Raw genomic sequence first — 19425 nt, forward strand, 5'->3', positions numbered from 1 at the left:
AATATATAAATTAAGTTGAATTGAAAACGATTGCTCTAGCCCAGATTGAAACGAAAATCCTTTTCATTTTTTCTTTAAAAATGAAAAGATTGAAGTGTAAAGCTGGAAATAGCTTCAAATCCTGAAATAAATTCAGGATAAATAAAACTCTCAATTCTATTGCTTATTTTTGCAGAATATATACCTAAATTACAATGTTAGAAAACCCTAAAAGATACACAATTACTGCTGCTTTGCCTTATACAAATGGTCCAATTCACATAGGTCATTTGGCTGGTGTTTATGTACCAAGTGATATTTATTCTCGCTATTTGAGATTGCAAGGAAAAGATGTCGCGTTTATTTGCGGAAGCGATGAACATGGCGTTGCAATATCGATGAAAGCAAAGAAAGAAGGCATTTCGCCACAAGAAGTGATTGATAAATATGATGCAATTATTAGAAAATCGTTTATAGATTTCGGAATTTCATTTGATAATTATTCTAGAACTTCGTCTAAAATTCATCACGATACTGCTCAGGAATTTTTTAGAAAATTGTATGATAATGACGATTTTATAGAAGAAGTTACTGAGCAATTATATGATGCCAAAGCAGATCAGTTTCTTGCCGATAGATTTGTGGTTGGAACGTGTCCGAAATGTGGAAACGATGAAGCTTATGGCGATCAATGTGAAAAATGTGGTTCTACATTAAATGCTACCGATTTAATTAATCCAAAATCTACAATTACTGGTGAAATTCCTGTTTTAAAAAAGACTAAACACTGGTTTTTACCTTTAGACAGATACCAAGATTTTCTTCAAAAATGGATATTGGTAGATCATGCTAAAGATTGGAAAGTAAATGTTTTGGGTCAAGTAAAATCGTGGTTGGATGATGGTTTAAAACCAAGAGCAGTAACTAGAGATTTAGATTGGGGAATTGATGTTCCAGTTGAAGGTGCAGAAGGAAAGAAATTGTACGTATGGTTTGACGCGCCAATTGGATATATTTCTGCAACCAAAGAATGGGCAACCAGAGAAGGCAAAAATTGGGAAGATTATTGGAAAGATTCTGGTACCAAACTTGTTCATTTTATAGGAAAAGATAATATTGTTTTTCATTGCATAATTTTTCCTGCGATGTTAAAAGCCGAAGGAAGTTATATTTTGCCAGATAATGTTCCTGCAAATGAATTTTTAAACTTAGAAGGAAATAAATTGTCAACTTCTAAAAATTGGGCAGTTTGGTTGCACGAATATTTAATAGATTTTCCAGGAAAACAAGACGTTTTGCGTTATGCATTAACTGCAAATGCTCCAGAAACAAAGGATAATGACTTTACTTGGAAAGATTTTCAGGCGAGAAATAACAATGAGTTGGCAGCCGTTTTTGGAAATTTCATAAACAGAGTTGTAGTGTTGACCAATAAATATTATGACGGAATTGTACCAAGTCCGAATGATTTTAATGAAGTTGACGAACGAACTTTGGCAGAATTAAAAGCATATCCTGCAGTAATTTCATCATCGATAGAACGTTACAGATTTAGAGAAGCACAAGTAGAATTAATGAATGTTGCACGACTTGGAAATAAATATTTGGCAGATGAAGAACCATGGAAAATGGTCAAAACTGATCCAGAACGAGTAAAAACTCAAATGTATGTTGCGTTGCAAATTGCTGCCGCTTTAGCAATATTATCGGAACCTTTTCTTCCATTTAGTTCTAAAAAACTAGCAACAATATTGAATATTACTACTAATAATTGGAATTTGGAATTTGAAGATTGGAATTTAACCAAAGCTGGTCATAAAATTGGCGATGCAGAAATACTATTCGCTCAAATAGAAGATTCAGAAATTCAAAAACAAATAGAAAAATTAGAAGCTACAAAAACCGCAAATATGGAAGAGATTTCCGCTTTCGCGAAAACAAGCCCACAAAAACCAACAGCAACATTTGAAGATTTTTTAAAGTTAGATTTACGTGTAGGAACAATTGTTGAAGCAGAAAAAATGCCAAAAGCCAACAAACTTTTGGTTTTAAAAGTGGATACAGGAATGGATGTTAGAACAATAGTTTCTGGCATTGCAGAACATTTTTCGCCAGAAGAAGTAATTGGAAAACGAGTTACAATTTTAGCAAATTTAGCTCCAAGAGTATTGCGTGGTGTTGAAAGTGAAGGAATGATTTTAATGACGAATTTACCTGATGGAAAATTGGTTTTTGTAAATCCAGATACTTCTCCTTCGTTCAGTACAGGTTGTAATATAGTTGAAAATGGAAGTACAATTAGTTAATTAAGATTATATGAAATCAATTTTTGTTCTGATTAGTTTTTTATGTTTTTGTATTGGTTTTTCTCAAGAATTTTCAGGAATGATGTCTTTAAAATTAAAGAAAGAAGATAAAAGTTATACATCTGTAGACCATAACAAATCTAATGTTGTAGTGTGTTTTGAAAATGATAGAAAAATTAAAGCAATTTTATTAGATTCAAAAACAACATTTATTGATTCATTAAGAGCAATTCCTATGGCAACCAACAGAAAATTTATTGCTGAAAATACTCTTAATAAAGTTACAAAAATTGTATATACTAATGATGATTTTACCTCTTTTTTAATTCAAAAATTTGATTTTAATTTAAAAATAGAATCTTCACAAAAAGTTTTATTTAACTCAAATGATAAAAAAATTCTTCAAATTTTTTTTAATAACAACATTTTATATGTAGTTTCTATATCTAAATATGATAAAAGTTTAATAATCACCTCAATTACAGATAACAATACTGTTTCTGAGAATAAAATAGAAGAAAAATTTATTAATTTATATGATTATGCGTATTCAATAGAAAAACAAAAATTTCCTTTAATTTTAATAAAAGAAAATGAATTTAATTCTTTTGCTGTTACAAAATCTGTATCAAAATGTTATTTAATAAATGATATGTTTTTAATATCTCTAGATAAAAATCAAATTGAAACTGAAATAATATCTATAAACTTAAAAAATAATACAGCAAGTAATAATTTCATAAAAAGAGAAAATTCAGTAAATGTTATTTCATATAATTCAATTTTAATTGGAGATAAAATAGCTCAAGTTGAACAAAATAGTGATCGTTACTATTTAACGATAAAAGATTTAGAAGGCACAATTTTAAAAAAATATTCTGAGGACGAATTGAAAAAAAGCAAGTTTTTTACAGAAGTTGAATTGGGAAAAATTGAAGAAATTGAAAATAAAAAATATTTTAAAAAGGTTAACATTAAAGAGCTAGGTATAAATTATACAAAACGAAACGATATTGTTTATTTAAATATTGGGTCTTTAACTAACGCTAGAATGCCAAAAAACGACGAACAAGGTTCAAGTTATGCTCAAATAGGTCTAATTGTTGGCGGAGTTGTAGGAGGTTTAATTGGCGCACTAATAGATAATAATGAATCTTCAATCAATGTAGACAATTTTAGTGAACACTTTGCAAATGGTCAAACTTTTACTCAATTACAATTAGATTCAAGTTTAAATGCTTTAGAAACCTCAAAAAAAGATTTTTCTCATACTAAATTGAAAAAGCAAATCATTAATTCAAATTCATTTACTAATCCAAACATTTTCTTTTTTAATGATTTGTATTATCTTGGCTACTATAATTCTAAAGAGAAAAGATATTTTTTTAAGAAATTTGATGATTAAAACACTTTAATTAAAATTCTTTCGTTATAATGAAAACCCTACATTTAAACCATGAAAAAAACCTTAATTATCTGTTCCATTTTATTTTCAATTACTTGTTTTTCACAAGAATTATTTAAAAATTTAAATCTTAATTTAACTAAAAAAACCGATGCTTTTCAAATAGTTGATGAAGATAGAAAACAAGTTACACTTTTTTTTTCTGATAAGAAATTACTAAAAGCAATACGTTTAAACGAAAATTTTGATGTTATCGATTCTTTATCTACTGCTCGTCCATCTAGCGATTTTGACGATATTGTAGGTTACAGCACAACCAACAATAAATATTATTCTTACTGGTCAAGCTCTAACAATAAAGAGTTTATTTATCAATGCTTTGACTTTGATACCAAAAAAATAGCATCAAAATCTTTTCAGTTAGAATTTGAAAAAGAAAAAGCAATTAAAAAAATAACTGTTAACAATGTTTTTTACCTAATTACTTGCGTTAAAAACACTAGTATTTTAAATTTTTATATTTTTAATGATGGTAATTTAGAAAAGAAAAGTATAGACTTATCTAATAAAAAGTTTTTAAATGTAGAAACTAAACCTACCTCATTATGGAACATTTTTAATGAAGCAACTGCGTTCGAACCTGCACTTTCTGTTCAAAACATTTCTAACGATTCGCCACCATCATTAACATTTAGCGCCAACAAAAGAAAAGCATATACTAAAGGAACTATTTTATCATTTTCGTTTGATTTAACTAAAAAATTTACGCAAATTTTAAATATTAATCTTGCCGATTTTACAGCCGATTTAAAATCATACAATCAACCTTATTTTGAAGAAATAGAATTTGAAGGTATCGATTCTAATTCTTTTTTATGTAATGATAAATTAATTCAGTTAAAATTAAATTCTCAAAAGATGGTTATTTCTATAAAAAATCTTGATGGAACTGAGTTTAAAAATTATGAAGTTTTTGTAGATAAAGAAATAAGTTTTAAAAATTCAGATATTATGCAAGAAAATGGAAGCGTAAAAAACACAAGAATATTAGATGGATCAAATAAATTGCTAAGAAAAATTTATAATTTAAATCCGTCATTGTCTTGTTATACTTTGAATGATAAAAATTATGTTACCATTGGTTGTGTTTCATTAGTACAAGACAATACGGTAATGTATGGCGGAATGATTGGTGGTTTTACAGGAGCATTAATTGCGGCTTCGTTATCTTCTAATTATTCTTTAAACAACTTAAATTCTTATAAAAATAGAAAAGTAGTTTATGTAAATTGTTTGTTTGACGAAAATTTTAATCATCTTGAAGGAAGTGTAAATAAATTGGCTTTTGATAATTTAAGAGCATTTGCAGAAAAAGAAGATAATTTACAAGCTAAAACTATTTTTAAAATGGGTTCAAGTCTCTATTATGGTGGATATAATAAAACTGAAAGCAATTATTTATTTTATAAGTTTAACGATTAATATTTATAATGAACCTAAAAGTAATAGCATTTGACGCAGACGACACTTTATTCGTAAACGAACCTTATTTTCAAGAAACTGAGCAAAAATTTTGTGCTTTAATGAGCGATTATTTATCGAATCAAGGATTGTCGCAAGAACTTTTTAAAACCGAAATCGCCAATTTAGATTTATATGGTTACGGAATTAAAGGTTACATTTTGTCTATGATTGAAGCCGCGATGAAAATTTCTAACAATACTATTTCATTAGAAATTATTGAAAAAATTATTATTTATGGAAAAGAATTACTTCAAAAACCTATAGAATTACTTGATGGTGTAGAAGATACATTGAAAGAATTAAAAGGAAAATACAAATTAATTGTGGCTACCAAAGGCGATTTGAAAGACCAACAAAGTAAATTGCATCGCTCTGGTTTAGGTCATTATTTTCATCATATAGAAGTAATGGCAGACAAACAAGAAGTTAATTATCAAAAACTTTTAACTAGATTAGAAATTCAACCATCAGAGTTTTTTATGATAGGAAATTCATTAAAATCTGATGTTTTGCCAGTTTTAGGAATTGGTGGTTATGCGGTTCATATTCCGTTTCATACTACTTGGGAACACGAAAAAATCAATCACAAAGTAGAACATGCTAATTTTTATACCTTTGATAAAATTACCGATGTTTTAAATTTATTAGTCAAATAATTGAATCAAATTTCTATAAGGTAAAACATTTTGGTGAAATTTATAAATAATAAATTCGTGAGAATTCGTGCAATTCGTGTCTTAAATAGATGAAACAAAAATTAAACCTAGCAACTTGGAATAGAAAAGAACATTTCTTGTTTTTTAAACAAATGGAAGAACCTTTTTTTGGCATAACAACAACTGTAGATTGCACCAAAGCTTACTCTAAATCTAAAGAAATTGGTGTTTCATTTTTTGTTTATTATCTTCATAAAACCTTGCAAGCAGTGAATGAAATTGAAAATTTTCGTTATAGAATAGTTGATAATGAAGTTTTTATTTTTGACAAAATTGACGCTTCTGCAACGATAATGAGAGAAGACAAAACTTTTGGTTTTTCATACATTGAATTTTTAAATGATATAAATCATTTTAATGAAATTACATTAAAAGAAATTGAAAGAATTCAATCCACAACAGGACTTTTTACAAGAGAATATCCAGAAAATTTAATACATTTTTCAGCTTTGCCTTGGGTAAATTTTACTTCACTTTCTCACGCACGAAGCTTTACTTGGCCAGACAGTTGTCCTAAAATTTCCTTTGGTAAAATGATGGAAGAAAATGGCAAAAAAACAATGTCAATTTCTGTTCACGTGCATCACGGTTTGGTTGATGGTTATCATGTTGGTTTGTTTATTGATGCGCTTCAAAAACTGTTGAATTCCTAAATTTAAAATCTACAATTGTGTTTCCAATAGCGTTTCATCCCATTTACAAACATCCTTTGCCAGTTGGACACAGGTTTCCGATGTTGAAATATGAATTGCTTCCGCAACAACTACTTTATGAAGGTACAGCAACTCAAACTGATTTTTTTGAACCAGAAATTATTGACCTTGAATTGGTTTTAAAAGTGCATACTAAGTCGTATCTCGATTCATTATTAAATTTATCTTTAGATGCAAAAGCTGCCAGAAAAATTGGATTTCCATTGTCAGCAGAATTAATAGAACGCGAATTACGAATTGCGCAAGGAACAATTATTGGATGTAAAAAAGCATTAGAATGTGGCGTTGCTTTTAATATTGCTGGCGGAACGCATCATGCATTTTCTAGTCACGGTGAAGCTTTTTGTTTGCTAAACGATCAAGCAATTGCTGCACATTATTTATTGGATGAAAAACTGGCAACTAAAATTTTAATTGTAGATCTTGACGTACATCAAGGAAACGGAACAGCAGAAATATTTAAAAACAATAACAAGGTTTTTACTTTTTCGATGCACGGAAAAACAAATTATCCATTTAAAAAAGAGATTTCAGATTTGGATATTCCTTTAGAAGATGGAACAAATGATACAACGTATTTATCAATTCTTTCTGAAATTTTGCCAAAGTTAATTAGCCAACTACAACCTGATTTTATATTTTATTTAGCTGGAGTTGATATTCTTGAAACTGATAAATTAGGAAAATTAGGTTGTACAATTGATGGTTGTAAAAAACGAGACGAATTTGTTTTTAAAATTTGTAGAGAAAAAAATATTCCTATTCAAGTAAGTATGGGTGGAGGATATTCGCCTCAAATTAAGACGATTATTGAAGCACATGCTAATACTTTTAGAGTGGCAAAAAGTATTTTCTAGAAAAAATAGGTCCAGTTAAATCCGTCGCTAATTATAAATAAAGTTTTAGTAATACTATTGGAATTCATTACTAAAGGAGAAGGTGTTGCAGTATTAGAATCTTTAGAAAAAAAACTTCCACCTATACTATATATTTGTGCATTTACAGAATTTGAAACATTCCTAATAATGTAAGTTCTTCCTGGAAACAAGGTTGCATTTGGCAATAAAAATTCTTGATTTCCACCAGTTGGTGTTACAGAAATATAAATACCATCATTAATTGGTGTTGCTGATCCACTTGCTCCACCAAGTAAGTTTACTACTTTTATTGATAAATTTCCATTAACATCTAAAGTGCTTTGTGGCAGCAAAGTGTTAATTCCAACTTGAGAAACCGCAAATTGGGAAACCAATAGAATTAAAAAATAATATAAAAATTTCATTAATTAAGTAGTAGGTTTTTGTAACAATTTATAAATATAAATAAAATGTTCGACAAACTACATCATTTTGAATTGCGAAAACGTTTTCGTGTTGACAACTTGTTAATTTTAGTCGAATAAATTCTACATAACGCAAAAAAGCGATTACAACTTAATGCAATCGCTTTCAATTATTTATAAAATTCTAGTTACACAGCATTTAAAAGTGAAATAATATCATCTCCAAATTTTTCGGCTTTTACAGTTCCAAAACCTTTTATTAATTTTAATTGAGAAATAGAATTTGGTTTTTTTATGGCTATGTTTATTAACTCTGAATTATGGCAAATCATAAAATTTTTCAACCCAGATTGTTCTGCTTTTTCACTGCGCCATTTTTTTAAATGGTTAAAAATAGTTTGATCATTTTGAGATAAATTTTCAAGTTGAATTGCTGCTTCAATTTTGGCATCAACTTGTTCTTCATAGTGAACCAAAACACTCCAATAACTATTTTCAGATTCAATGAAATGAGTATCCGATTTTTTAAAATTTACAGTTTCTAGAAAATCGTTTAAACTGTTTTGGTCTATTTCTAGATTGTTAGCGTCTAACCGTATGGTGAATAATTTTACTTGCATAACCTTTAGAATTATTTACTTAATAAAAGAACTTCGCTTGCTACAATTTCTGTAACATAACGTTTTTCTCCGTTTTTATCATCGTAAGATCTTGTAGTTAACTTGCCTTCAATTGCAATTTCTTTTCCTTTTATTACATATTTTTCTATAATATCGGCAACTTTTCCCCAAGCAGAAATTTTGTGCCATTCAGTATTTTCTACTTTATCTCCATTTTCTTTGTAATACACTTCGTTGGTTGCAAGCGAAAGGTTTACTACTTTTTTTCCTCCTTCAAGGTTTTTAACTTCTGGTTCTTGACCTACGTGACCGATTAATTGTACTCTGTTTTTTAATGTGTTCATGGCGTTTAAATTAAATTGTTATTTTTTATTTGTTGTGTGTTATGAGATATGTGTTGTGAGTATCTCATTTCGACGATGCAAAGTTGTGACGAGTTGCAAACTTTATTCGGTACATAACCACTTACTTTCGGTTGTAAATGTTTGTAACCGTTTGTAATTGGAAAATTATTTGTATATTTGTTTGATTTTAAAAGAATTAATTAAAGAATATGGAATTTGAAAAAGTTATAAGAAACAATCCACTTTTTGAAGTTTATGTTGAAAATGATTTTTTAATTGTAAATAATGTTAATTATATAAAGGACAATTGTGTTATAAAAATAAATGATATTATAGTAGTTGAAGTAATAAGAAGCTTGTCTCTTTTTGATAAAATTATAGAAATAATGTTTGGTTTCTGGCAAAATTCAAAATCTGATACTTTAAGAATTAATTTAAAAAATGGTTTTAAAGATGTTATCTTAACCAATTGTGATATAAAAAAAACGGAGTTGATTGTTTATAAAATAAATAAATTGATTAATAAAAAAATAAACAAGACATAAATAATCTAGCCCTGATAGAATGAAATAACAAATTGTTTTTTTACAATTTTTATGAAATGAAAGCAGGAAAATGGTAGATAAATAAAGACCAAGCCATTCGCTTCTAAAAAAAATCGGAATAAAAAGATTACTTCATTCCTCGTAATGACAAAACCATGAGTAAAAACTGTTTAGAATGTAACGAAAAAATTGTTGGTCGCGAGGATAAAAAATTCTGTAGCGATGGTTGCCGCAATGCCTACAACAATAAAATGAACAAAGACAGCACCAATTATATGCGAAATGTGAACAACAAATTGCGTAAAAATTATAGAATTTTGGTAGATTTAAATCCAGATGGAAAAGGGAAAACTACCAAAACTAAATTGCTGAGTAAAGGTTTCGACTTTGAATACATGACCAATGTTTTAACCACAAATACAGGAAATACCTATTATTTTATTTATGATCAAGGTTACAGATTTCTTGAAAATGATTTTTATATGCTGGTTAAGAAGGAATATTAGTAAGGTACGAAGTACGAAGTTGGAAATACTATGTAATAAGATTTTTGAAATTTGGAACATGGTTTTTAGGTCTTGGAATTTGGGTTTTGGAATTTGGAATTTGGAATTTGGAATTTGGGATTTGGGATTTGAAATTTGGTTTTTTAAAATAAAAATAAATTCAGTGTCAAAAGATGCTGAAATAAATTCAGCATAAATGAAAAAAAACTACACTTCTTTATATACTATTCTGGTTTTATCTGGATTGATTTTTGGTGTTTTCTATTTTATGATGCCTCAAAGTTATGATACAACTGAAGCACCACTTTCAGAGTTTTCTACTAAACGTGCGTTGGAAAAAGTGAAAGAAATGAGCGCAAAACCTCATTTTGTTGGTTCTCAAAATCACGAAGTTGTTGCTCAATATTTACAATTAGAATTGCAAAATTTAGGTTTGGAAACCAATCTTCAAAGTGGTTTTACAATGACCGAAAAAGGAACTTTAGTGTTTTCAAAAAATATTATTGCCAAAATTAAAGGTTCTAATTCGTCTAAATCGTTGTTGTTATTATCGCATTACGATTCTGCTCCACATTCGTTTTCTAAAGGCGCAAGTGATGATGCCAGCGGAATTGCAACTATAATAGAAAGTGTTCGTGCTTTTTTACACACTAAAACCAAACATAAAAATGATATTATAATTCTGTTTACCGATGCTGAAGAATTGGGTTTAAACGGTGCAGCGCTTTTTGTTACACAAAATAAATTGGCTAAAGAAGTTGGCTTGGCATTAAACTTTGAAGCCAGAGGAACTTCTGGACCAAGTTATATGTTGATGGAAACCAATAAAGGAAATGCCAAAATGGTTGAAGAATTTAGCAAAGCCAAAGTGCGATTTCCTGCATCGAATTCGTTAATGTATAGCATTTATAAAATGTTGCCCAACGATACAGACTTGACGGTTTTTAGAGAAAAAGGTGCTATTCAAGGATTTAATTTTGCTTTTATTGATAGTCATTATAATTATCATACCATGCAAGATAATTATCAAAATATGAATCCGAATACTCTGGCACATCAAGGAAATTATTTGGTTCCGCTGTTAAATTATTTTTCAAATGCTGAAATTTCTACTTTAAATTCTGATGATGATAAAGTATATTTTACAATTCCGTTTACTTTTATAAGTTATCCTAATAGTTATATTTTACCGTTATTGATTATTGCTTTTGGACTGTTTTTAATATTTTTAATTGTTGGATTAGGCAAACAGGTATTGCGCCTTGATGAAATTATTAAAGGTTTTGTTCCGTTTTTTGGTTCTATTTTGGTTGCCGGATTTTTAACTTATGTTGGTTGGCAATTGTTGTTAAATTTCTATCCTCAATACAATGATATACTTCACGGATTTACTTATAATGGTCACGATTATATTTATGCATTTGTAAGTTTGACATTAGCAATTTGCTTTTTATTTTACAATTCTAAAGCCAAACGAAATGTAGAAATGAGTCAATTAATTGTACCATTATTTATTTGGTTATTACTAAACATTGGCATTGCAATGAAGCTTGAAGGTGCAGCTTTTTTAATACTTCCAGTTATTGCTACAACTTTTATTTTAGGATTTTATGCTATAACTCAAAGAACATATTGGTTGTTAAATATAGTATTTTCAATTCCTACTTTGTTAATTATTGTTCCGTTTATTCAAATGTTTCCAATTGGTTTAGGGTTGAAAATTCTCTTTGGAAGCTCCATTTTAACTGTTTTATGTTTTACATTATTGTTGCCGTTATTTGGGACATTTGGACAGAAAAAACTTTGGGCCATTTTCTTTATTTTAGTAAGTTTTGGATTTTTTGTAAAAGCACATTTAGCATCCAATTATGATTTAAATAAAGCAAAACCTAATAGCTTAGTGTATCTTTTAAATGGAGATTCTAACAAAGCATATTTTACAACTTATGATAAAAATCTTGACGTTTGGACCAAAAACTATTTAGGCGAAAAACCTCAAAACGCCAAAATTTTAAATGCTAATAAATTGTATAGTAAATATGGTTCTGAATTTACATTTATGAAACCTACTTCTGTTAAAAACATTGCAAAACCATACATTCAATTTCTTCGAGATACAATAAAAGGAAATCAGCATTTTTATAAAATTTTAATTACGCCAAACAGAAAAGTAAATCGTTATGATGTTTTTGCAAATGAAAAACTAACAATAAACAATTTAAGAGCGAATGGTTTAAAATCATTAGATATAAAAAGTAATATCATAAACAAGAAAACCAATAAAGTATTGAGTTATTATGTTGTAAACAATATTCCTTTGGAAATGGAATTTTCAATTAATAAAAATCAAAAACTAGATATGAATTTAGTAGAAAGTTCGTTTGATTTATTAAGTAATCCAGAGTTTAAAATTATAAAAAGAAATAATTGGATGATGGCAACACCATTTGTATTGACAGATGCAATTATAATTCAACAAAAAGTTAAACCAAGTTTAAATTATTCCATTAAATCTGTGGATAGTTTAAATGCAAAAATTGATAAAAAGTTACTATTTAATAGAAGAAAATTGACTAATAACGTAATTGATACTTTGAGGTAATTAGAGATGCTGAAACAAGTTCAGCTTGATGAGATGCTGAAATAAATTCAGCATAAATGTAACAAGTTCAGCTTGATGAGATGCTGAAATAAATTCAGCATAAATGAAAAAAATAAGCATTTTAGGTTGCGGTTGGTTGGGTTTGCCTTTAGCAAAATCTTTACTAGAAAAAGGATTTTTGGTAAATGGTTCAACAACATCATTAGATAAAATTTCTGTTTTACAAGATGCAGGAATTAACGCTTTTCAAATTACGCTACCTTTGTCTTCTCGAGCGCAGTCGAGAGATTTTTCTAACATAGAAAATTCTGAAATAGATGCTTTTTTAGAAAATTCTGAAATTTTAATTATTAACATTCCTCCAAAGTTAAGAAGCGACTATAAAGAAAATTTTGTAGAAAAAATTCAAACACTACTTCCATTTATAAAAAAATCATCTGTTAAAAAAGTGATTTTTGTAAGTTCAATATCTGTTTATTCAGACGATGCCTCGACTGCGCTCGGCAAGACAGAAACAACAATTACAAATCCAGAAACAGAAAGTGGAAAACAATTAGTAGAAGTAGAAAATAGTCTATTAGAAAATCAAAGTTTTGAAACAATTATACTTCGCTTTGGCGGATTAATTGGCGAAGATAGAAATCCAATAAAATTTTTATCTGGAAGAAAAAACGTTGAAAATCCCGATGCACCAATAAATTTAATTCACATGAAAGATTGTATTGGAATTTTTGAAGAGATTCTTAAAAAAACAGAAAAAGATAATTTAATCTGGAATCAAATTTATAATGCAGTTTATCCATTTCATCCTTCAAGAAAAGAATATTATTCTCAAAAAGCCAATGAACAAAATTTAGCTTTACCAGAATTTGATACTTCAAAAACCTCTATTGGAAAAATTATTTTGAGTAGTAAAATTGAAAACGTTTTGGGATATAAATATCTTTATCATATTTAGTTTTTCATCAAAAAACTTAAATTTAAAACCATTAAGGCATTAAGTTTCATAAGAGTTACACAACTTAATTTCCTTAAACATCTTAATGTTTTAAAAAAGTAAAAATGATTTTCTCGTACAGACAAAAAATAAACCATTAAGGCATTAAGTTTCATTAAGGTTACACAACTTAATTTCCTTAAATATCTTAATGGTTTAAAAAAAATAAAATTGATTTTTCTAGTACAGATAAAAAATAAACCATTAAGGCATTAAGTTTCATTAAGAATTTTACAACTTAATCTCCTTACTATCTTAATGGTTTATAAAAAATATTAAATTTTACCAAATTCTAACACGCTTTTCTGGAGCAACATACATTCCATCACCTTCTTTAATTGAGAATGCTTGAACAAATGTATCAAGATTTAAAAGTGGCACATAAGCACGATACATTGCAGGCGAATGTGGATCAGTTTTTACTTGATTTTTTAAAGCTTCATCTCTAATTTTTCCTCTCCAAATAGTCGCCCAAGAAATAAACAAACGTTGTTCTGGTGAGTAACCATCAATTAATCCAGGATTTCCGTTTTCTTTTAAATACAATTGCAAACCATCATAAGCAGCATTAATTCCACCTAAATCTCCAATATTTTCTCCAAGTGTAAATTTTCCATCTACTTTAGTTCCAGGTAATGGTTCTAAAGCTGAGTATTGATCTGCTAATGCTGTTCCGAGTGCAGTAAATTTAGTTAAATCGTCTGCTGTCCACCAATCAATAAGATTTCCTTCTGCATTATAACTTGCACCTTGATCGTCAAATCCGTGAGAGATTTCGTGACCAATTACAGCTCCAATTCCGCCATAATTTACAGCTTCATCAGCTTTGTAATCGTAAAATGGAGGTTGTAAGATTGCTGCTGGAAATACAATTTCATTATAGGATGGATTATAGTAAGCATTTACTGTTTGTGGCGACATTCCCCAAGTTGTTTTATCTACAGGTTTGTCAAATTTTTCTAAATCTTTTTTCCAACTCCAAGCTGAAACATTTCTCAAGTTTTCAAAATAACTTCCGCCTTCACTTGGACTTTTTATTGCCAATGCCGAATAATCTTCCCATTTGTCTGGATAACCAATTTTAATTGTCAATTTATTTAATTTTTCAATCGCCTTTAGTTTGGTTTCTGGAGACATCCAAGTTAAATTATTTATTCTTAATTCGTAAGCACGCATAACGTTTTTAATCATTTTCTCTGCTTTAGTTTTAGCTTCGGCAGGAAACATTTTTTCTACGTATAATTTTCCTAAAGCTTCACCAATTGTTCCATTTACAACTTGCAATGCTTTTTCGTGACGTGGTCTTTGTTTTATTGCACCAGTTAGTGCTTTACCATAAAATTCAAAATTTGCCGATTCAATATCAGTAGATAATTGTCCAGATGCATTTCTAAGCAACATCCAACGCATATATGCTTTCCAATCTTCAACTTTATTTTCTTTAAAAATACCTTGTAAAGCTGTCATGTATCTTGGTTGCGTTACAATAATTGTATCCAATTTTGTCATTCCGACTCCTTTTACATAATTATTCCAATTAATAATAGGAAGCATTTTTTGTAAATCGGCAATTGCTGTTGGATTGTATTGTTTTTTACTATCTCTACGTTCAACTCTATCTAGTCTTGGAGTTGACATTGCAATTTCTAACGCCAATATTTTCTCAGCATTACTTTTCGCAACTGTTGGTTTTTCACCTAAAAACTGTAACATTCTTGCAACGTGTAAAACATATTTTTCACGTTTTTCTTTAGAATCTTTATCATCAGAAACATAATAATCTCTGTCTGGTAAACCCAAACTTCCTGGACCAATGCTTACTGAATTTTTATTACTGTTTTTTTCATCGGCACCAATTCCTACTCCAAAAAAACCAACATTTCCGCCAGTTGCTTCGGTTTCCATCATTAATTTTTGTAAATCTTGAATGTTTTTTACAGCGTTAATTTTGGCTAAATAAGGTTTTAAAGGTGCAATTCCTTGTTTGTTTCTGGCTACAGTATCCATTGCAGCTTTGTACATATTTATTGCTTTTCCTTGATCGGTATTTGATTTGTAAATTGGATTATTGCTGGCTTCTTTTAAAATTGCAAGTGCATCTTTATCAGTATTTTGACGCAGTTCGTCAAATGAACCCCAACGAGTTTTATCGGCAGGAATTGGAGTATTTTTTAACCAAGTTCCGTTTACGAAATTAAAGAAATCATCACTTGGTTTTACAGATTTATCCATAAAATCTAGGTTGATTCCAGGATTTTTTTGTTGTGCATTTATTTGTGAAAACGAAAATAAAGTCGCCACTAATAAACCAAACTTTAAAGTTGATTGAAGTTTCATTTTATAGTTTTTTGTTAGTAGCCACAAATCTATTTAATTTTTATGTTAACTAATGTTAAAAATGACTTAATAGAATTGTTTTACTATTTGATAATTAAAATAGTAATAAAGTTGTTTTGTAGCTTTGCAAAAAAATAAATTAAAATGATTTCTGTTATTAAAAGGTATAGAATTTTTATAGGTTTTTTTGTGATTTTTTCTATTGTTACTCTTACCGCTTTTTATTTTGTTCTAAAACCTCAAAAAGTATTAAAAATTTACAATCCAAGTGATGTAAATGTTGAATTAGTAGATTCTACAATACAATATGTTGCAATTAATCATACCATTGCCGATTTTAAATTTATCAATCAAAACGGAAAAACTATTACTCAAAAAGACTACGAAGGTAAGATTTATGTAGCCGATTTTTTCTTTACTTCTTGCAAGACTATTTGTCCAAAAATGACCAATAATATGACTTGGTTGCAAGAACAATTAAAAAATAATGATAAGGTTTTATTACTCTCACATTCGGTTACACCAGATATTGATACTGTAGAGGTTTTAAAAAATTATGCTAACGCAAAAGGTGTAATTGACACAAAATGGAACTTGGTTACAGGCGATAAAAAAGATATTTATTACATTGCCAGAAAATCATATTTGGCAGTAAAAACCGGAAAACCTGAGGAAATGTATGATATGGTTCATACAGAAAATTTTGTTTTGGTTGATTCTAAACGAAGAGTTAGAGGTTTTTATGACGGAACAAATCTTGATGAACCAACAGAAAAAGGTGTTAAAAATGTGAAACAATTACTTGAAGATATTTTGTGGTTGTGTGAAAATGATAATTAAAGGAAAAGACAATTAAATAGTAGCCGTGATTACTTCACATTAAATTGATTTTCATTTGAGTTCAATGAACTTCGTTTAAAGTGTAAATAATCTTTGCCAAAGTTTTAAACTTTGGCAAAGATTTTGAAACGGAAATCAAGAACAAGGTTGATAAATAAAAACCAAGCCATTCGTTATAGCCACTGCTAAAAGAACACGACAATGAAAAAGACATTTTACATATTTATTTTATTTTTTGGACTTTTCACGACTGCAAAAGCTCAACATTGCAGTTGGGACCATTGTTCTGTTATTATTCTTGATGTTCGAGACAGTTTGACAAACAAAATTATAAATGACTTAGACATTATATTGACAGACTCTATCGGAAGGCCATATACAAGCAAATGGAATTTAGACAATTATAAAGAAACGTCAATATATCAACGAACAGAGACTTTAAAATTTGGACAAAACAACGGAAATAATTATCCAAAACACGGAGCATACAATATTCCGTTCGGAGTAAATAGCTATATGTTATTGGTATATTACAACAATTACCCGGAATTTAATAAAAACGGAACAGACAAAATATTTATTAAAGACAACAAAGGTCGTTATGAAAACATCTCACTAACTTTCGATGAAAATAAAATTGCTCATATGTGTACAAGCAACTCAATTCGACTCGATGAAAACGAACTTAATGAAACAACAATTAAGATTAAATTAAAGAAGAAAAAATAAGCACTGGGTAAAATAGTAGTTTGCAGAAATGACGGGTTTTGGGTTAATTTAAAGTTGGTTTTGTACTTGCGAAGTCAGTGTTTAACCGAAAGTTTATGCTTCCTTAATCCGCAATTTCTGCGAGCTGCAGAACACTTTTAATAATTTTCACACTAATCTTCTAAAAAAACAGACACATTTCATTAATTATTTTTACTTTGAAAAGTAATTACACTAAATCAAATTATCAATAACATTTAAGTGAAATTTTAAAAAGTTTAAAAAGTTTAATTCGTGCAAATTCGTATTAAAAAACTTCATAATGTTTAACTAAAACCTCTAATTTTAAAATACAAATCCGTACTTTTGTATTTTAATTCAATCTAAATAAACACTTGAAACTTTCTCTTGCGCAGTTAAAAAAAGGTCAAAAAGGAATCATTACCGATGTGAATATTGACGAAATTCCGTTAAAATTACTAGAAATGGGTTGCTTGCCAGGAAATGTGGTTGAGTTGGTTCAAGTAGCGCCGTTTGGCGATCCGTTGTATTTTATTTTTAATGATTCGCATGTTGCCATTCGGTTAGAAACTGCAAAAGAAATTGAAATTACATTGGAAAAATAAACAATTTAATGTCTCAAAAAAATATAAAAGTATCGTTAATTGGAAACCCAAATACTGGAAAAACTTCGGTTTTTAATCAGCTCACAGGTTTGCGACAACAAGTTGGAAATTATCCCGGAATTACCGTTGAAAAAAAGATGGGAATTTGTCAGTTGTCTAAAGATAAACGTGCTACAATACTCGATTTACCTGGAACTTACAGCTTAAACGCAAGTTCAATTGATGAAAATTTAGTTATTGAATTGTTACTGAATAAAAAAGATGAAAATTTTCCAGATGTAGCTGTTGTGGTTACAGAAGTTGAAAATTTAAAACGAAATTTACTGCTTTTTACACAAATAAAAGATTTAGAAATTCCAACCATTTTAGTCATAAATATGAGTGACAGAATGCGTGTAAAAGGAATTGATCTAGACATTCCGTTGCTAGAAAAAGAACTGAAAACCAAAATTGCACTAGTAAGTTCTAGAAAAAATATTGGTATTGAAACCATCAAAAATTTAATTTTAAATTACGAAACACTTTCTACCGAACCTTGCCTAAATGCGTCGAGTATTGATGTTGATTATTTTAATAATTTGCGCCGTGCTTTTCCAAATCAGTTACTTTATAAATTGTGGTTGGTAATTACGCAAGATGTGAATTTCTTAAATCTTGAACGTAACGAAATTAAAAGTGGTTTTACAAAATCTAAAAACGATTTAAAGCGTTTGCAGCAAAAAGAAACCATAAAACGCTACCAGTTTATTAATGATACATTAAAAATTGGTCAAACAATTGACACCTCAAAAGCTACCGATATTAGAGCAAGATTGGACCGAGTTTTAACACATAAATTTTTTGGATATGTAATTTTCTTTGGAATTTTGTTGCTTATTTTTCAATCTATTTTCAATTGGTCTAGTGTTCCAATGGATTTTATTGATGAAACCTTTACCAATTTAGCATCGTTTGCAAAAAAACATTTGCCAGCAGGTGAATTTACTAATTTAATTGCCGAAGGAATAATTCCTGGCATTGGCGGAATTGTGATTTTTGTACCTCAAATTGCCTTTTTATTTCTGTTTATTTCTGTTCTAGAAGAAAGTGGTTATATGAGTCGCGTAGTTTTTTTGATGGATAAAATTATGAGACGTTACGGACTTTCAGGTAAAAGTGTTGTGCCATTAATTTCTGGAACTGCTTGTGCTATTCCAGCAATTATGAGTGCCAGAAATATTGAAAACTGGAAAGAACGATTGATAACAATACTGGTGACGCCATTTACAACTTGCTCTGCAAGATTACCAGTTTATGCCATTTTAATTTCATTAATAATTCCAGATAAAAAAGTCCTCGGATTCTTTTCTTTACAAGGATTCACTTTGATGGTTTT

The 19425-nt window shown here is 28.9% G+C and carries 18 protein-coding genes; 14 read left to right on the forward strand and 4 right to left on the reverse strand.

The window, feature by feature from the left end; genetic code table 11:
• The first annotated feature begins 194 nt into the window (after positions 1–194).
• From metG to ACH2BC_RS14480, 6 genes are all read left to right on the forward strand, one after another.
• On the forward strand, positions 195–2285 hold the full coding sequence (gene metG / locus ACH2BC_RS14455; protein ID WP_395054868.1) for a methionine--tRNA ligase: 2091 nt from the start codon (positions 195–197) through the stop codon (positions 2283–2285).
• Positions 2286–2295: 10 nt separating this feature from the next.
• Positions 2296–3690: a hypothetical protein gene (locus ACH2BC_RS14460; protein ID WP_395054870.1), complete on the forward strand. Its 1395-nt coding sequence runs from the start codon at positions 2296–2298 to the stop codon at positions 3688–3690.
• Positions 3691–3741: 51 nt separating this feature from the next.
• Positions 3742–5172, forward strand: a complete 1431-nt coding sequence (locus ACH2BC_RS14465; RefSeq protein WP_395054872.1) for a hypothetical protein — start codon at positions 3742–3744, stop codon at positions 5170–5172.
• An 8-nt stretch (positions 5173–5180) separates the two neighbouring features.
• The gene (locus ACH2BC_RS14470; protein ID WP_395054874.1) at positions 5181–5870 is read left to right on the forward strand and encodes an HAD family hydrolase; all 690 of its coding nucleotides are present in this window, start codon (positions 5181–5183) and stop codon (positions 5868–5870) included.
• An 89-nt stretch (positions 5871–5959) separates the two neighbouring features.
• Positions 5960–6583 carry a CatA-like O-acetyltransferase gene (locus tag ACH2BC_RS14475; RefSeq protein ID WP_395054876.1) on the forward strand — a complete coding sequence of 208 codons (624 nt, stop codon included), beginning with the start codon at positions 5960–5962 and terminating at the stop codon, positions 6581–6583.
• A gap of 17 nt (positions 6584–6600) precedes the next feature.
• A complete protein-coding gene (locus ACH2BC_RS14480; protein ID WP_395054878.1) occupies positions 6601–7500 on the forward strand; it encodes a histone deacetylase in 900 nt (299 codons plus the stop codon).
• Here the strand turns inward: ACH2BC_RS14480 and ACH2BC_RS14485 are convergent.
• The 3 genes from ACH2BC_RS14485 to ACH2BC_RS14495 all read right to left on the reverse strand — a co-directional run bounded on the left by ACH2BC_RS14485 (position 7497) and on the right by ACH2BC_RS14495 (position 8889).
• The gene (locus ACH2BC_RS14485) at positions 7497–7925 is read right to left on the reverse strand and encodes a hypothetical protein (protein ID WP_395054880.1); all 429 of its coding nucleotides are present in this window, start codon (positions 7923–7925) and stop codon (positions 7497–7499) included. The genes ACH2BC_RS14480 and ACH2BC_RS14485 overlap by 4 nt on opposite strands.
• 188 nt (positions 7926–8113) lie before the next feature.
• Positions 8114–8545 carry an HRDC domain-containing protein gene (locus tag ACH2BC_RS14490; RefSeq protein ID WP_395054882.1) on the reverse strand — a complete coding sequence of 144 codons (432 nt, stop codon included), beginning with the start codon at positions 8543–8545 and terminating at the stop codon, positions 8114–8116.
• 11 nt (positions 8546–8556) lie between these two features.
• Positions 8557–8889, reverse strand: coding sequence for a single-stranded DNA-binding protein (locus tag ACH2BC_RS14495; RefSeq protein ID WP_395054884.1), 333 nt, complete (start codon positions 8887–8889; stop codon positions 8557–8559).
• Between the two features lie 209 nt (positions 8890–9098).
• Between ACH2BC_RS14495 and ACH2BC_RS14500 the strand changes: the two genes are divergently transcribed.
• The 4 genes from ACH2BC_RS14500 (at position 9099) to ACH2BC_RS14515 (ending at position 13500) form a co-directional block, all read left to right on the forward strand.
• On the forward strand, positions 9099–9434 hold the full coding sequence (locus ACH2BC_RS14500) for a hypothetical protein (protein ID WP_395054886.1): 336 nt from the start codon (positions 9099–9101) through the stop codon (positions 9432–9434).
• A 155-nt stretch (positions 9435–9589) separates the two neighbouring features.
• Positions 9590–9940 carry a hypothetical protein gene (locus tag ACH2BC_RS14505; RefSeq protein WP_395054888.1) on the forward strand — a complete coding sequence of 117 codons (351 nt, stop codon included), beginning with the start codon at positions 9590–9592 and terminating at the stop codon, positions 9938–9940.
• 196 nt (positions 9941–10136) lie between these two features.
• Positions 10137–12542, forward strand: coding sequence for a M28 family peptidase (locus ACH2BC_RS14510; RefSeq protein ID WP_395054890.1), 2406 nt, complete (start codon positions 10137–10139; stop codon positions 12540–12542).
• Positions 12543–12645: 103 nt separating this feature from the next.
• Positions 12646–13500 carry an SDR family NAD(P)-dependent oxidoreductase gene (locus ACH2BC_RS14515; protein ID WP_395054892.1) on the forward strand — a complete coding sequence of 285 codons (855 nt, stop codon included), beginning with the start codon at positions 12646–12648 and terminating at the stop codon, positions 13498–13500.
• A gap of 321 nt (positions 13501–13821) precedes the next feature.
• Here ACH2BC_RS14515 and ACH2BC_RS14520 read toward each other — a convergent pair whose 3' ends face one another.
• Complete coding sequence (locus tag ACH2BC_RS14520; RefSeq protein ID WP_395054894.1) at positions 13822–15876, reverse strand: M13 family metallopeptidase; 2055 nt, start codon at positions 15874–15876, stop codon at positions 13822–13824.
• Positions 15877–16020: 144 nt separating this feature from the next.
• Here ACH2BC_RS14520 and ACH2BC_RS14525 point away from each other — a divergent pair, with 144 nt between their 5' ends.
• From ACH2BC_RS14525 to feoB, 4 genes are all read left to right on the forward strand, one after another.
• Positions 16021–16716 carry an SCO family protein gene (locus tag ACH2BC_RS14525; RefSeq protein ID WP_395054896.1) on the forward strand — a complete coding sequence of 232 codons (696 nt, stop codon included), beginning with the start codon at positions 16021–16023 and terminating at the stop codon, positions 16714–16716.
• Between the two features lie 201 nt (positions 16717–16917).
• Positions 16918–17445: a hypothetical protein gene (locus ACH2BC_RS14530; protein ID WP_395054898.1), complete on the forward strand. Its 528-nt coding sequence runs from the start codon at positions 16918–16920 to the stop codon at positions 17443–17445.
• A 374-nt stretch (positions 17446–17819) separates the two neighbouring features.
• Positions 17820–18050 (forward strand): ferrous iron transport protein A, encoded by a 231-nt coding sequence (locus tag ACH2BC_RS14535; protein WP_395054900.1) that lies wholly within the window; start codon positions 17820–17822, stop codon positions 18048–18050.
• 8 nt (positions 18051–18058) lie between these two features.
• The coding region (gene feoB / locus ACH2BC_RS14540) for a ferrous iron transport protein B (RefSeq protein ID WP_395054901.1) at positions 18059–19425 on the forward strand (1367 nt) is incomplete at its 3' end.

It is taken from the genome of Flavobacterium sp. (genome assembly GCF_043760115.1).
GTDB lineage: Bacteria > Bacteroidota > Bacteroidia > Flavobacteriales > Flavobacteriaceae > Flavobacterium.

Bases quoted from the DNA above. Each gene is read 5' to 3' on its own strand.
- ACH2BC_RS14525 (WP_395054896.1), top strand. From the start codon at position 16,021: ATGATTTCTGTTATTAAAAGGTATAGAATTTTTATAGGTTTTTTTGTG.
- ACH2BC_RS14500 (WP_395054886.1), top strand. From the start codon at position 9,099: ATGGAATTTGAAAAAGTTATAAGAAACAATCCACTTTTTGAAGTTTAT.
- ACH2BC_RS14470 (WP_395054874.1), top strand. From the start codon at position 5,181: ATGAACCTAAAAGTAATAGCATTTGACGCAGACGACACTTTATTCGTA.
- ACH2BC_RS14530 (WP_395054898.1), top strand. From the start codon at position 16,918: ATGAAAAAGACATTTTACATATTTATTTTATTTTTTGGACTTTTCACG.
- ACH2BC_RS14495 (WP_395054884.1), bottom strand. From the start codon at position 8,889: ATGAACACATTAAAAAACAGAGTACAATTAATCGGTCACGTAGGTCAA.
- ACH2BC_RS14465 (WP_395054872.1), top strand. From the start codon at position 3,742: ATGAAAAAAACCTTAATTATCTGTTCCATTTTATTTTCAATTACTTGT.
- ACH2BC_RS14460 (WP_395054870.1), top strand. From the start codon at position 2,296: ATGAAATCAATTTTTGTTCTGATTAGTTTTTTATGTTTTTGTATTGGT.
- ACH2BC_RS14490 (WP_395054882.1), bottom strand. From the start codon at position 8,545: ATGCAAGTAAAATTATTCACCATACGGTTAGACGCTAACAATCTAGAA.
- ACH2BC_RS14510 (WP_395054890.1), top strand. From the start codon at position 10,137: ATGAAAAAAAACTACACTTCTTTATATACTATTCTGGTTTTATCTGGA.
- metG (WP_395054868.1), top strand. From the start codon at position 195: ATGTTAGAAAACCCTAAAAGATACACAATTACTGCTGCTTTGCCTTAT.
- ACH2BC_RS14485 (WP_395054880.1), bottom strand. From the start codon at position 7,925: ATGAAATTTTTATATTATTTTTTAATTCTATTGGTTTCCCAATTTGCG.
- ACH2BC_RS14520 (WP_395054894.1), bottom strand. From the start codon at position 15,876: ATGAAACTTCAATCAACTTTAAAGTTTGGTTTATTAGTGGCGACTTTA.
- ACH2BC_RS14475 (WP_395054876.1), top strand. From the start codon at position 5,960: ATGAAACAAAAATTAAACCTAGCAACTTGGAATAGAAAAGAACATTTC.
- ACH2BC_RS14515 (WP_395054892.1), top strand. From the start codon at position 12,646: ATGAAAAAAATAAGCATTTTAGGTTGCGGTTGGTTGGGTTTGCCTTTA.
- ACH2BC_RS14505 (WP_395054888.1), top strand. From the start codon at position 9,590: ATGAGTAAAAACTGTTTAGAATGTAACGAAAAAATTGTTGGTCGCGAG.